Annotated in this window: 12 protein-coding genes; 5 read left to right on the top strand and 7 right to left on the bottom strand. The window is 69.7% G+C overall.

The genetic code is table 11. The features are described from left to right. Nucleotides 1-176 precede the first annotated feature (176 nt). The 5 genes from E5A74_RS08755 to E5A74_RS08735 all read right to left on the bottom strand — a co-directional run bounded on the left by E5A74_RS08755 (nt 177) and on the right by E5A74_RS08735 (nt 4415). Nucleotides 177-1226, bottom strand: a complete 1050-nt coding sequence (locus tag E5A74_RS08755) for a peptidoglycan-binding protein (RefSeq protein WP_135983903.1) — start codon at nt 1224-1226, stop codon at nt 177-179. After that, a complete protein-coding gene (locus E5A74_RS08750) occupies nt 1223-1651 on the bottom strand; it encodes a hypothetical protein (protein ID WP_135983902.1) in 429 nt (142 codons plus the stop codon). The genes E5A74_RS08755 and E5A74_RS08750 overlap by 4 nt, the downstream gene beginning before the upstream one ends. After that, on the bottom strand, nt 1648-3003 hold the full coding sequence (fliI, locus tag E5A74_RS08745; RefSeq protein ID WP_135983901.1) for a flagellar protein export ATPase FliI: 1356 nt from the start codon (nt 3001-3003) through the stop codon (nt 1648-1650). Before fliI ends, E5A74_RS08750 begins: the two co-directional genes overlap by 4 nt. A 15-nt stretch (nt 3004-3018) precedes the next feature. Then, nucleotides 3019-3411 (bottom strand): flagellar biosynthesis repressor FlbT, encoded by a 393-nt coding sequence (locus E5A74_RS08740; RefSeq protein WP_135983900.1) that lies wholly within the window; start codon nt 3409-3411, stop codon nt 3019-3021. Between the two features lie 185 nt (nt 3412-3596). Next, nucleotides 3597-4415 carry a hypothetical protein gene (locus E5A74_RS08735; RefSeq protein ID WP_135983899.1) on the bottom strand — a complete coding sequence of 273 codons (819 nt, stop codon included), beginning with the start codon at nt 4413-4415 and terminating at the stop codon, nt 3597-3599. Between the two features lie 345 nt (nt 4416-4760). Between E5A74_RS08735 and E5A74_RS08730 the strand changes: the two genes are divergently transcribed. From E5A74_RS08730 to E5A74_RS08720, 3 genes are read left to right on the top strand one after another with little or no spacing between them, the layout of a single operon-like run. Further along, entirely contained in the window at nt 4761-6062 is a 1302-nt protein-coding gene (locus E5A74_RS08730; protein WP_135983898.1) for a flagellar hook protein FlgE, read from the top strand. 26 nt (nt 6063-6088) lie between these two features. Further along, nucleotides 6089-8185, top strand: a complete 2097-nt coding sequence (locus tag E5A74_RS08725; RefSeq protein ID WP_135983897.1) for a FlgK family flagellar hook-associated protein — start codon at nt 6089-6091, stop codon at nt 8183-8185. 11 nt (nt 8186-8196) lie between these two features. Then, a complete protein-coding gene (locus tag E5A74_RS08720; RefSeq protein ID WP_135983896.1) occupies nt 8197-9105 on the top strand; it encodes a flagellin in 909 nt (302 codons plus the stop codon). Nucleotides 9106-9311: 206 nt separating this feature from the next. Here E5A74_RS08720 and E5A74_RS08715 read toward each other — a convergent pair whose 3' ends face one another. Then, nucleotides 9312-11093 carry a hypothetical protein gene (locus E5A74_RS08715; RefSeq protein WP_135983895.1) on the bottom strand — a complete coding sequence of 594 codons (1782 nt, stop codon included), beginning with the start codon at nt 11091-11093 and terminating at the stop codon, nt 9312-9314. After that, nucleotides 11093-11341 (bottom strand): hypothetical protein, encoded by a 249-nt coding sequence (locus E5A74_RS08710; RefSeq protein ID WP_135983894.1) that lies wholly within the window; start codon nt 11339-11341, stop codon nt 11093-11095. Before E5A74_RS08710 ends, E5A74_RS08715 begins: the two co-directional genes overlap by 1 nt. 106 nt (nt 11342-11447) lie before the next feature. Here E5A74_RS08710 and E5A74_RS08705 point away from each other — a divergent pair, with 106 nt between their 5' ends. Continuing rightward, a complete protein-coding gene (locus tag E5A74_RS08705) occupies nt 11448-11867 on the top strand; it encodes a hypothetical protein (protein ID WP_135983893.1) in 420 nt (139 codons plus the stop codon). A gap of 107 nt (nt 11868-11974) precedes the next feature. Beyond that, the gene (locus tag E5A74_RS08700; RefSeq protein ID WP_166745702.1) at nt 11975-12679 is read left to right on the top strand and encodes a carboxypeptidase-like regulatory domain-containing protein; all 705 of its coding nucleotides are present in this window, start codon (nt 11975-11977) and stop codon (nt 12677-12679) included. Nucleotides 12680-12736: the final 57 nt, after the last annotated feature.

Genomic DNA, 12736 nt, shown 5'->3' with positions numbered 1-12736 from the left:
TGAATGCCAGCCAATCCTTTAACGGATGGAAACCAGTCCTATATGTATAAATACGCAGTCGGAATGCCCCGGAGGACCCCAAAAAACCGCGAAAATCCGCCGTATGCAGTGATTTACAGCGAATTTACCAAAGCGGCGCTCGGCGGTCTTCCCGTAAAATACTTATAGGAAGAAATTTACGCCGCGAACGCTTCGGGGCGAATTCTGCGATCGATGAAGCCGAGCAGCCACTGGCGATGCGCCTGGGTGGCGTTGCCGGCATTGGCGATGCGCTGCTCGGCGGCCGACGAGCCGATCTGCGCCGAGAGCAGCATCCGCGCGCGCCCGGCCTCGATCCCGCCGCTGAGGAACTTCTTGGCGTCGCCGAGCCCGAGATGGTGGCCGAGATAGGCCGCCTTGGCGAGCGTCTCGGCGTCGGTGCGCACGCGCACCCCGGCCTTTTCGAGGCGATCGAGATTGCCCTTGGCGAGATCGGCGACGCCGAGGATCGACGCCTTGGGATCGTAGCGCAGCGCGAGCAGCTCGGCGCGGTTGCCGGTCTGCAGCCGGCCGCGGCCGTCGAGCCAGCCGCGCTCGGAGGCGTAGCCGTTGAGCCAGCTGCCCTGGGTCTGGGCAAGCTCGACCCAGGTGCCGCTGAGGAACTGGCCGAGCCCGGCGGCGCTCGACCGCGGGTTGCGCGAATGGGTGTTCCAGCTGCCGTCGCCGGCCTTGGCGGCCTCGGCATCGACGATCGCGGCGAGCGCGGAAGCCGGAAGCCCGGTGCGCGCCTCGGCGACCTTGAAGGTCTCGGCGTAGCGGGCGTTGGGGCCGAGCTGAAGGCCGGTGCCGGTGGCGCTCGCAGCGCCGGTGCCGCTCGACAGCACCACCGCAGGGTTCGCACGCGGTTGGTCGGGATCGATCGTGCCCGCGCCGGTGGTGCCCAGCTGGCCGGCTTCGTTGCCCGTGCCGGCGGCGACCGCGGGCTGATGGCAGCTGCAGGCGCAGTGGCAGGCGCATTGGCCCTGCGCGCCGGCGAGCCCGTCGGTCCTGCCGCCGATCAGGCCGAGCAGCGAATCCATGTTCATGTTGTTGCCGCCGAACGGCGACGCGTCGCGCGCGTCCTTGCTGTCGCCGTCGCCGAGCGCGGCACGCCACAAGCGAGTCGAGAGCTGCGACTGCGCCTCGGCATAGATGACCTGCGCGCGCTTCTGCGGGCTGAGCGCGGCGAGCTGGGTGGCGTTGATCATGCCGAACGCTTCCGCACAACCGCGCGGGCGCGCAGGAAGCGCGCGGCGGCGATGTCGTCGATCGCGTTCTGCTCGGCGAGTGCCTCGACGCGCTCGGCCTCGTCCTCATAGCGCCCGGCGGCGCCTTCGATCGCGCGCATCGTGCCATAGGCCTCGACGGCCTGGGCGCGCAGCCGGCCGAGCCGGGCCTGGGCGAGAAAGGCGGCTTCGTCGAGCCGGGCGCGCTCGGCCTTCATCCGCGCGCGCCACGCATCGGTGGCGAAGGGCATGGCATAAGCGAGCGCGCGCTCCTCGCGCATCGTGGCGTCGTGCGCGCGCGTCTGGGTCTCGAGCGTAGTGATGCGCTCGACCTCGACGCTGATCGATACCTTGACGGCATCGACCTCGCGGCGCTGGACGCGGAGCGCGGTATCGAACGGAGTCATGCGGCGATCCCGAGGGTTTCGTCAGGGGCGGCGCCGCCGGAGAGGATCTCGGCGAGCGCGGCGAAGCTGGCGTCGGCATGGCCCTGATCGTGCTTGCCCTGATTGATCAGCGCCTCGATCTGCGGCGCGAGCGCCACCGCCTGATCGACCTCGGGCGAGGAGCCGGCCTTGTATGCGCCGAGCCGGACCATCTCTTCCATGTCGGCATAGGTCGAGAGCAATTTGCGCGCGGCGAGGCGGGTCGCGTTCTGCTCGTCGTTCATGCAATGGGGCAGGGTGCGCGACACCGATTTGAGCACGTCGATCGCGGGATAGCGGCCGCGCTCGGCGATCGCGCGGCGCATCACGACGTGCCCGTCGAGGATGCCGCGGACGGCATCGGCGACGGGCTCGTTATGATCGTCGCCGTCGACGAGGACCGTGAACAGCCCGGTGATCATGCCCTTGCCGGGCTCGCCGGGGCCGGCGCGCTCGAGCAGCCGGGGCAGCTCGGCGAAGACGGTGGGGGTATAGCCCTTGGTCGCGGGCGGCTCGCCCGAGGCGAGGCCGATCTCGCGCTGCGCCATCGCGAAGCGGGTGACCGAGTCCATCAGGCACAGCACGTTGAGGCCCTGATCGCGGAAATGCTCGGCGACGGCGAGAGTGGTCCACGCGGCCTGGCGGCGCATGAGAGCAGGTTCGTCGGACGTGGCGACGACGACGACCGAGCGCGCCATGCCCTCGGGACCGAGATCGTCCTCGATGAATTCCTGCACTTCGCGGCCGCGCTCGCCGATCAGGCCGATCACGGCGACGTCGCACTGGGTCCAGCGCGCGAGCATCGAGAGGAGGACCGATTTGCCGACACCCGAACCGGCGAACAGGCCGAGGCGCTGGCCGATGCAGAGCGGCACGAACATGTCGAGCGTGCGGACGCCGGTCTCGATGCGATGGCCGACGCGGGCGCGGTTCGAGGCGGCGGGAGGCGCGGCCTTGATCGGCTGGGGATCGGCGCCGTTGGGCAGCGGGCCCTGGCCATCGACCGGGCGGCCAAGGCCATCGATCATGCGGCCTAGCCAGGCTTGCGACGGACGAATGCTGAACTGGCCCGCGGCGAGCTCGGCGCGCGAGCCGAGCCCGACGCCGACCGGATCGGTGAAGGGCAGGCAGAGCGCGACGTCACGATCGAGCGCAGTGACTTCCGCCTCGACCTTGCCGTTGGCGCCGTCGATTTCGACGCGGCTGCCGATCTGCGCGACGCCGGCGAGCCCCTCCACTTCGATCAGCGCGCCGCGTACCGCGACGACGCTGCCGAAGCGGCGATCGGGCACCATGGTGCGGATCGCGCGGGCGGCGCTGGCAAGAGTCTGCATGGCAGCCGGAGGTCCTTACGCGGCCTGGGCTTCGGTGGCGACGTCCTCGAAGCCGATCAGCTCGCGCGCGGCCGAGAGCGCCTTGTAATAATCGCCCTGCGCCATGTCGTGCGCGAAGGCGATGCACGCGGTGCGCGCCTCGGGCGCGGTGAGCGTGGCGACGAGGCCGCCGATCAGCGCGACGACATCGTCCTGATACTGGCCGCGATGGGCCGGATCGATATAGGCGAGCATCGCGGCGAAATAGAGCTGGCGTGCCGGGGTGGTGGCTTCCTCGGGCTGCATGACCTCGCGGCCGCGCAGGATCGACACCTGGTTCTCGACGGCGATCTGGGTACGGCCGACGGCGCGGATCACGGCGCCGTTGACGATCGCCTTCTCGCCGTCCCGAAGCGTGATACGGAGCATGGGAACAAACCTTTCGAGTGCGTTTGTTCTCTTATAGGATGGACGCAACGGGTTAGGCGGCGCACCCGGCAAATTTTGCCCAGTCCCCTCTTGCGGATGGGTGGCGGCTGTGGGCCGACCGCGAATGGCGGAGGTCGGCGGCGCGCGGACGATCGGCTCTGTTCGTGGCCAGACGGCGGCTGCCGTTAGCGCACGCTCTCCGCCGAGCGCCCGCCGGGCTTTGCGGAAAGGGCGGGTGAAGCAGCCGTCGTGGGAATGCCCAGCTGATACGACCCATCCCACCGACGATCCGGATCCTGAGAAAAGGTGATGCCGCTAGCTTCGGCGCGTGACGGCCCTGCCTCGTGCGGACCGCAGCCATCTTGTCGGCAATTCCACTCCTGCCCTCCGTTGCCTTCGATGTTCACCGTCACAGTTTGCCGGGCAGGCAGGAGCGATCCAGCGGTGACTATCGTGCGGCCGGAGAAGGTGATCGGTTTCCTCATGGCATGGATGTTTCCGGCCAGGGCCAGCACCAGGCCATTTTCCGAAGTGGGTATCGCAGTCCACATTCGTGCCATGGCCGCATCTCTATCCAACCCGTCAGGGGTGGCCCGGCCCAGATCAGACGCGACCACCCCGCTTATTCTGCCGGCCATCTTCAACTGACGAAGGCGATCGAACAGGCGCACAAAGGCAACGCTTCCCCGCCCGTCCTGCATAGGTGAGGTGAATAGCGACAATCTCGTGAGGGCCGCCCGGGCCCGATCGCCTCCGTCGGAGGCGAGGTACGCGTCAATCGCCGCTTGATCGTCGGACGAGTATTCCAGAGCAACCGTAACGGCGCGTCCGCTCGCTGCGGCGAGGCAGACGAGGTTCGCAAATGCATCCGGCGCCTCATTGGTCCCGTGCATCTCGCCTACAATCACCCATCGCGTGGTGGTCTGCCACAGTTGGTCGGCGCCGCGTACGGGGATGCAACCGGAGGCGGAGGCACCCAGCAGCGCAGTGAGAGCGGCGATCATGCGTACCTCCGTCCATCAGGGCACCATGATCCTTGCATCGACGATCCGCGCGCACAACCGGACGACGCATAGCTGCATCGCTTCCTCCGCCATGGGACGTTGGCAGACATTTCGTCATACAAAGGGAGAGGGCAGGGAGCCGCCCAGCGATCGTTCGCCTGCGAGCCCGCGAAGATCGTTGCGACCTGTCCGGCCAGCTTTGCCTGTGTTCGCTTGGGCTTGCGCGTCGTCCGGCAAAATTCGGCTGTGATTTTCGCCCGCTCGGGCCCGACCCTCGCGAATTTCATCCTAAAAAGCACCTGTGGCCTGCGCGATCGATCCGCGGGCGTCGTCAGGAGTGATACATTGAGCCTCTATTCCGCTCTCTACGCCGGCGTGTCCGGCCTCAGCGCGCAGGCTAGCGCGATGGCAACCGTCGCCGACAACATCACCAACATCAACACCGTCGGCTACAAGGGCGTCGAAGCCCAGTTCCGCACCATGGTCACCGACGGCCGTGCGAAGAGCAACTATTCGGCGGGCGGCGTCGCCGCGGCGCCGGTTTCGATGGTCTCGAAGCAGGGCCTGCTCCAGGCTTCGGGCAACAGCACCGATCTCGCGATCGACGGCGGCGGCTTCTTCGTGACGCGCGCCAGCTCGAGCGGCACGGGCGACGTCGCCTATACCCGCGCCGGCGCGTTCCGTCCGGACGAGGAAGGCTTCCTTCGCAACCCGGCCGGCCTCTATCTCTATGGCTGGCGCCTCGATGCGTCGGGCGACTACACCAACACCGGCGACGTCGATGCGCTCGAAGCGGTGCGCGTGAGCGACCTGATCGGCACCGCCTCGCCGACCACGCGCATCCAGGCGCGCATGAACCTGCAGTCGACCACCGCCAACTACACCGGTGCCTATACCGCCGGGAACATGGCGTCGGGCGCCGTCACCCCGCAGTTCACCCGCTCGTTCGACGTGTCGGACTCGCAGGGCGGCTCGCACCGTCTGACGATGGGCTTCATCAAGACCGGCGCCAACACCTGGCAGGCCGAAGTCTATTCGGACCCCGCGGCCGACGTGACCGCCGCGGGCGGCGTGCTCGCCAGCGGCACGATCCGGTTCAACGCCGATGGCAGCCTCGACCGTGCCGGCTCGACCGCCGCGCTGTTCAACCCGCTCAACGTCAACTGGACCAACAGCGCCGGCTCGGTTCCGATCACGCTCGCGCTCGGCAGCGATGACGGCATCGACGGCATCACCCAGTTCGGCACCGAGAGCTCGCTGATCTCGTCGAACGTCGATGGCGGCATGCTCGGCAACCTCTCGTCGGTCGAGATCGACAAGGAAGGCGTGGTCAACGCGATCTTCTCGGACGGTTCGACCCGCGCGGTGTTCCAGCTGCCGATCGCCACCTTCCAGAACCCGGACGGCCTCACCCGCCTGTCGGGCAATGCCTATACGCTCAGCCGCGCCTCGGGCGGCATGACGCTCAACGCACCGGGCCAGCTCGGCGCGGGCGCGATCGCGGCGAACTCGCTCGAGGCCTCGACCGTCGATCTCGCCGGCGAGTTCACCAACATGATCCGCTTTCAGCGGGCGTACAGCGCTTCGTCGAAGATCATCACCACGGTCGACGACATGCTGCGCGAAGTGAGCGACCTGAAGCGTTAATCCTCCAGCATCCGAGACCATAAGAGATGTCGCTCAATAGCATCCTCGGATCCGCGGTTTCCGGCCTGGCAGCAGCCCAGGCCGGACTCAAGTCGGTATCGAACAACATCGCCAATGTCGGTGTGTCGGGGTACGCACGGGAAACCGTCAACCTCACCACCGGCGTGGTCTCGGGACAGGTCAGCGGCGTGGTGGTGGGCGAGCCCAGCCGCGTCGCCGATCGCTTCCTCGAAGCCAATGTCTATCGCCGCGCGGGCGACTATGGCCGCGCGGAAGTCACCTCGGGCTATCTCGACCGGCTCCAGTCGCTGCTCGGCCAGCCGGGCGCGGCTTCGGGGCTGCCGGCGCGGCTCGACGCGATCAGCTCGGCGGCCGTGGCGATGACCGGCTCGCAATCCTCGGCGCAGACCGTCGCGGTATTCACCTCGGACGTGCAGGACGCGATCGACTCGATGCAGCAGCTCACCACCGACGTGGACGGGCTGCGCGGCGACGTCGAATCCGAGGTCGGCTATTCGGTCGACAAGATCAACAGCCTGCTCAAGCGCATCCACGACCTCAACAGCACCGTCGCGCAGGCGACCGGGCTGGGCAAGAATGTCGGCGGCGCCGCCGATCAGCGAATGACCGCGATCGAGGAACTGAGCGGACTGATCGCAGTCAATGTCCGCGAGCAGCCCGACGGCCGCGTCTCGATCGAGACCGCCAATGGCGGCGTGCTGCTCGACAAAAGGCTGCGCCAGCTCAACTATCCCAATTCGGGGCTCGGCGCCTCGCAGCCGATCTACCCGACGATCGAGATCCGCTTCGCCGAGGACAGCGGCGCGATGGGCGCGGCGACCGGCGAGAAGCTCGATTCGGCCGCGGTCGGCGGCAAGCTCGGCGGATTGCTCGACTTGCGCGATCGCACACTGCCGGCCTTTTCCGAGCAGATGGGCGTATTGTTCTCGGGGCTTTCCGAGGCGCTCAATTCGGTTTCCAACGCCGGCAGCACCGTGCCGCCGCCCGCCAGCCTCGACGGCCGCCAGACCGGCCTTGTCGGCGGCGACCGGCTGGGCTTCACCGGCGCGGCGACCTTCGCGGTGACCAAGGCCGACGGCACGCTCGTCGCCAAGACCGCGATCGACTTCGACGCGATGCCCGCCGGCGCGACGATCGACGACATGGTCGCGGCGATCAACGCCGGGCTGGGGGGCGCGGGCACCGCGACCTTCACCGACGGCAAATTGAGCATCAAGGCCAATGGCAGCGGCAACGGCGTGGTCGTCGCGCAGAACGAGACCAAACCGAGCGCGCGCGCCGGGGTCGGCGTCTCGCAATATTTCGGGCTCAACGACATCGTCCGCAGCGATTCGAGCACGCTGGTCCCCTCGGGGCTGGCGACCGGTGACGCGCATGGCTTCGCCACCGGCGAGACCGCGCAGATCGTGCTGCGCGATGCCAGCGGCCGGGCGCTGACCAGCTACACGCTCACGCCCAGCGCGGGCGGCACCGTCGGCGATCTCGTCGCCGAGCTCAATGCCAGCCCGATCGGCGATTTCGGCGATTTCAGCCTCGACGATCGCGGCCGCATGCGCTTCGAGCCCAAGGGCGCGCTGTCGGGAGCGACGCTGTCGGTCCCGTCGGACTCGACCGATCGCTTCGGCACCGGGCGCGGCTTCAGCGCGATGCTCGGGCTGACCGGGGCGTCGAGCGGCCTCGGCGATGCGCAGGTGCGCCCCGAAGTGCTCGCCAGCCCGGGCAAGCTGCCGCTGGCGCGCTTCCAGGACAGCGCCGCGGTGGGGGCCAAGGCGCTCGGCGCGGGCGACACGCGCGGGGCGACGGCGTTCGTCGACAAGCTCGCCGCATCGCTCGACCTCGGCAAGGACGGCACCACGACGATCGAGCGCTTCTCGAGCCTGTTGCTCGGCCGCGCCGGGCTCGAGGCGAGCCAGGCCGAGGGCAATCTGCTCGACGCCGCGGCGCGCCGCGACGACGCGGTCAACCGCCGCGACAGCTTCTCGGGCGTCAACATCGACGAGGAACTCTCGATGATGGTGATCCTGCAGAACAGCTACTCCGCCGCCGCGCGGGTAATCTCCACGGCGTCGGAAATGTACGACACCCTGCTCAACATGGTCTGATCGGAGCCCTTATGACTCGCGTAGCCACCATCCCGCTCCAGCGGACCATGTCGAGCGCGATCCAGCGTTCGCAATCGGCGCTGGCGCTCACCCAGCAGCGCCTCTCGACCGGCAAGAAGGCCGCGGACTTCGCCGATCTCGGCACCGAGACCGTGCGCAACCTCTCGGCGCACAGCCTGCTCGCGCGGCAGGATGCGCAGTCGACCGTGGCGAAGCGCGTGGGCACCACCCTGTCGATCTATCAGGGCCATCTCGAAGGCATCGAGAAGGCGACCGGCGATCTCAAGACCGACATCCTCAACGCGATCGGCACCGGCGACGCCGCCGGCCTGCAGGAGGCGATCGATACCGCGTTCAGCCAGTATCGCACCTCGCTCAACGGCAGCGAAGGCGGCGCGCCGCTGTTCGCCGGCTCGCAGACCGACGGAACGCCGTTCACGCCCAACACGCTGGCCGAGGTCGCTACGACCAACGTCGCCGACGCGTTCAAGGACGACGGCGTCCGCGCGAGCGCCCGCGTCGCCGACGGCGTCGACGTGACCTATGGCATCACCGCGAGCGCAGTGGGCAAGGACCTCTATGCGGCGTTCAAGACGCTGGCGCAGGCCGGGACGATCGGCGCCAAGCCGACCGCGGCGCAGCTCGACGCGCTCAAGCAAGCCGTCGGCCAGCTCGGCACCGGGATCGACAGCCTGCGCGCCGTCAATGCCGACAATGGCCGCAAGCAGAATCAGGTCGAGACGCTCACCACGCGCGGCGAGGAGCGCGGGCTGCTGCTCGAGGGCGTGATCGAGACCAACGAAGACGCCGATCTCGGCCAGGTCGCGCTCGATCTGGCGCAGCAGAAGACGATGCTCCAGGCGAGCTATTCGGTGTTCTCGCAGCTCTCCGATCTGAGCCTGGTCAACTATATCCGGTAAACCGGTCACCCCTCGGGTCGAGGGCGAGAAGGGGCTGCCGCGCGAGCGGTGGCCCCTTTTTCATGTTCGCGTGACCGAAGCCAGCGCTCCTGCGAAAGCAGGCGCACGGAGCCTCACGGGAATCGCTCGCGGTCCTCGGCTCCTGGTTTCGCAGGAGCACCGCTCGTGGCGAGCGCGTTTCGTCCCGGGATCGGGCGGCTCGAGGGTCAGGAAGCCGCGTCGAGCAGATCGCCGGTGGCGCCGGCGGGGCTGGCCTGCGGGATCGCGGTCATCGCCGCGCCGATCGCGGCGGGATCGATGCTGCCGACGTTGCGGGTCAGGACGTCGAACGCCGAGGCGCTGGGCAGGCCCTTGAAGGCACCGGCATAGCGCGCGCGCAAGGCGGCGAGCTGGTCCTCGCGGCCGAGCATCGCCAGCGCGACGGCCTGACGGAGCACCGCGGCTTGCGCCGGCTCGCTCAGGCCCCTCGGCGCGGGAAGGCTGTTCTCGGTGACGAAATTGCCCCAGTCCTTGACCTGCCAGCGCATCTCGGCGCGGATCGCGTGCGCGTCGGGCAGGCCCTCGAGCGCGGCCGCGGCCGCGTCGGTCTTGCCCATGCGATAGAGCGCGACGGCCTCGATGCGCTTGCGGTCCTGCCGCATCGCGTCCGAATAGCTCGGCTGCTCGGTGGTGCGGATCGCGTCGAGCGCGCGGTCGGGCCGGCCGGCGAGGATGTGGAGCGAGGCGACCTTGACCGACAGCGGGCCCTGCGCGACGTCCTGCGCGCGCTGGGTGAGCTGATATTGCAGCAGCTCGGCGGCGCGGGCGTAGAGCGAGGCGTCCTGCAGCCGGCCGGCGAGGCGCAGCACCAGCGCGTCGCCCTCGGCACCGGCCGGGGCCAGCTCGCGATAATCCCAATAGAGGCCGGCGGCCTCGGGCAACGCCACGCCGCTGTCGGGCGCGAGCGCCGCGGCGAGCTGGGCCTGGAGCTCGGCGAGCATCGGCACCGCCCTGGCGCCGAGCTTGAAATAGCGGATCAGCGCGGCGCCGGCGCGGAGCTGGCCGCGCAAGTCGTGCGCCTCGGTGGCGAGGCGAAGCTGGATCTCGAGCACGCGCTGCTCGATCGGGCCGCCGCGCCAGCCGAAGCGGAGCGCGTCGAGCTGGCGGAGCGCCTCGGCGGGGGCGAGGCTGTGCGTCGCGAGCCCGGCCTCGATCATCCCGAGCTTCGCCTGCGCCTTGACCGCGGCATCGCCGCTGATCGCGGCGCGATCGAGGCGGAGCCGGCCGCCCTGCGGATCGCCGGTGGCGACGAGCGCACGGCCGCGCAGCACATTGGCCTCGGGGTTCTGATCGTCGAACAGCTTGAGCCAGGCGAGCGCCGGGCCGGGCTGGCCGGCGTCGATCGCGGCGCCGGCGGCGGCGAGCACGAAGGGGGCGCGCGCCTCGGGGGCGCGGGCGTTGATCGCGGGGAGCGCGCAATTGACCTGGCGGACCGCGGCCTGGGCGTCGCCGGCATGGGCGAGCGCGCGCATCCGCCACGCACAAGCCTCGGGATTGGTGGCGAGCTCTTCGGCGGACAGCGCGGTGACCGCGTCCTCGTCGCGATCGACCAGCGTCAGCGCGACGCCGCGGGCGAGGAGGAAGGGCGCGACGAGGCCGAGATCGCGGTCGCTCGCCTGCATCACGTCGAGCACGCCGAGCGCCTCGGCGCCGCGGCCCTCGCCGATCAGGCCGAGCGCGAAGCTCCAGCGACTGAGCTGGCGGGTCTCGGGGCGCGACGCAGCGAGCGCCGCCCAGCCGGCATCGCCGGCGTCGCCGTGCCAGCCCGAGGCGCCGGTGATCATCGGCATCTGGGCGAGCGTGGCGGCGAAGGGCGGCAGCGTCGCGCTGGCGGCACCCACACCGGGCTTGCTGGCGGCGGGCGCGGCATCGGGCGCCGCGACGTGCGGCGCGGCATGCGGGGTGGCGGTGGCGGCGCCGGCGAGCAGCGCGATCAGGGCAGTGCGCATCAGCCGAGACCCAGCGGACGGACGACTGCGACGAGCACCCCGCCGGCCGCGCAGGCGAGCAGGAACAGCCCGGCGGGAAGCAGCGGCAGTCCGGGCTTGCCGGCAGCGGCGCCCGCGACGCCGGCGGCGGCCGCGTTGCCCGCGCCGCCGACGACCTCGAATGAGTTCGGATCGGCGTCGATCGTCACCGGGTCGGCGCGACGACGCCCGGCGGCGGCACCGCCGGCCGGATCCTGTACGACGCGCATCCGTCCGGGACGTTGATCGTGACTCACTGACACACCTTCTGCCTCATTTCTTTCTATTATAGAGGCATGGGCGCGTAGTTGACTGCCCGGACCGAGGAGTTTTGACGTGCGTAAGAGTCTCGCCGCGCTCGCGCTGACCACGGCGCTGGTGCCCTTTCCGGGCAGCGGCGGCGCGCATGCGTCCGGCGGGGGCGGGGGCGGCGGCGGTGGCGCGGGGCTCAACCTCGTGCCGATGACGCAGGTGGTCGTGCCGATCATCGAGGCCGATCGCGTCTCCGGCAACATGCGCTTCACGCTCGTCCTCGAGACGCACGACGCCGCGGCGGCCGCCGCGGCGACCGCCACGCTGCCCGCGCTGCGCGAGACCACCGTCGCCGCCGCGCTCGAATTCGCCCGGCTCAACGCCTCCGGGCTGCGCGCGGTCGACGCCGAACGGCTCGACCATGATCTGAGCGCCGCGATCAAGGCCGCCGACCCCGGCGTGTCGCGCGTCCTGCTCGTCGAAGTCGCCGCCAGCTACAACTGACCCGCCAGCCGGCTGCGTCGCGCGGCCGTTCGCCTTCGTCGCCGGGCGCTCGCGCCGGCGGGCGGCGGCACGCAGAGCCTCGCATCGATTCGATGCGGGAGGCGAAATTGCGCGGTCTGGATGCGTTGGGGATCGTCGCGGCGGCGATGACGGTGGCGGGCTGCGCCGCCGAGCCGAGCCAGGCGCAGGCCGTCGAGCGCTGGGTGGTCAAGGGCCGGGTGGTCGACGAGCAGGGCCGGCCGGTGCCGCGCGCCAAGATCCTCGCCGACAACGAACTGCTCTACAACAGCTATGCCAGCGGCACGACCGACGCCAACGGCAACTACCGGATCCTGCTGCCGCACGTCCATGTGACATGGAGCATGAGCGGCCAGGCGGTACGGATCGTCGGCGGCGAGAAGATCGAGACCAACCTTTCGCCCGACAATGACGATTCCTTCGCCGGCAACACCGGCGCGGTCCGCAACTTCACCCTGCGCGCCGCGGGCGAGCGCCCCGATGGCGGCCATTATGGCGCGTCGGTCGTGCTCTATTCGGAGCCCGGCTCGATCTTCGATACGGTGGGGGCGCAGCTCAAATTCGAGCCGCTCGACGGGCGTCCGGCGTTCACGGCGGTGGTGAAGAATACCGGGGACGGCAACGCCGTGCCCGACGTGCCGGTCGACCGCTACCGGATATCGGCGAGCTGGAAGGGGCGGCCGCTCAAGATCCGTATGCGCAACGAGGGAAGCTACGGCCCCTATGTCGAGCCCAGCTTTCACAAGGTGATGACCGGGCTCTACGACCTGTCGCTGCAGGTGCAGGACCCCTGAGCCGCGTGCGGGAACGCCGCCGCGGGGGCCGTCGCGCGGCTGTCGCTTTTGGTCGCG

It is taken from the genome of Sphingomonas naasensis (assembly GCF_004792695.1).
GTDB lineage: Bacteria > Pseudomonadota > Alphaproteobacteria > Sphingomonadales > Sphingomonadaceae > Sphingomonas > Sphingomonas naasensis.
The sequence above is the reverse complement of the archived record's forward strand: the minus strand, read 5'-3'. Positions and strand labels throughout refer to the sequence as shown.

Bases quoted from the DNA above. Each gene is read 5' to 3' on its own strand.
- E5A74_RS08755 (WP_135983903.1), bottom strand. From the start codon at position 1,226: ATGATCAACGCCACCCAGCTCGCCGCGCTCAGCCCGCAGAAGCGCGCG.
- E5A74_RS08750 (WP_135983902.1), bottom strand. From the start codon at position 1,651: ATGACTCCGTTCGATACCGCGCTCCGCGTCCAGCGCCGCGAGGTCGAT.
- fliI (WP_135983901.1), bottom strand. From the start codon at position 3,003: ATGCAGACTCTTGCCAGCGCCGCCCGCGCGATCCGCACCATGGTGCCC.
- E5A74_RS08740 (WP_135983900.1), bottom strand. From the start codon at position 3,411: ATGCTCCGTATCACGCTTCGGGACGGCGAGAAGGCGATCGTCAACGGC.
- E5A74_RS08735 (WP_135983899.1), bottom strand. From the start codon at position 4,415: ATGATCGCCGCTCTCACTGCGCTGCTGGGTGCCTCCGCCTCCGGTTGC.
- E5A74_RS08725 (WP_135983897.1), top strand. From the start codon at position 6,089: ATGTCGCTCAATAGCATCCTCGGATCCGCGGTTTCCGGCCTGGCAGCA.
- E5A74_RS08720 (WP_135983896.1), top strand. From the start codon at position 8,197: ATGACTCGCGTAGCCACCATCCCGCTCCAGCGGACCATGTCGAGCGCG.
- E5A74_RS08715 (WP_135983895.1), bottom strand. From the start codon at position 11,093: ATGCGCACTGCCCTGATCGCGCTGCTCGCCGGCGCCGCCACCGCCACC.
- E5A74_RS08710 (WP_135983894.1), bottom strand. From the start codon at position 11,341: ATGCGCGTCGTACAGGATCCGGCCGGCGGTGCCGCCGCCGGGCGTCGT.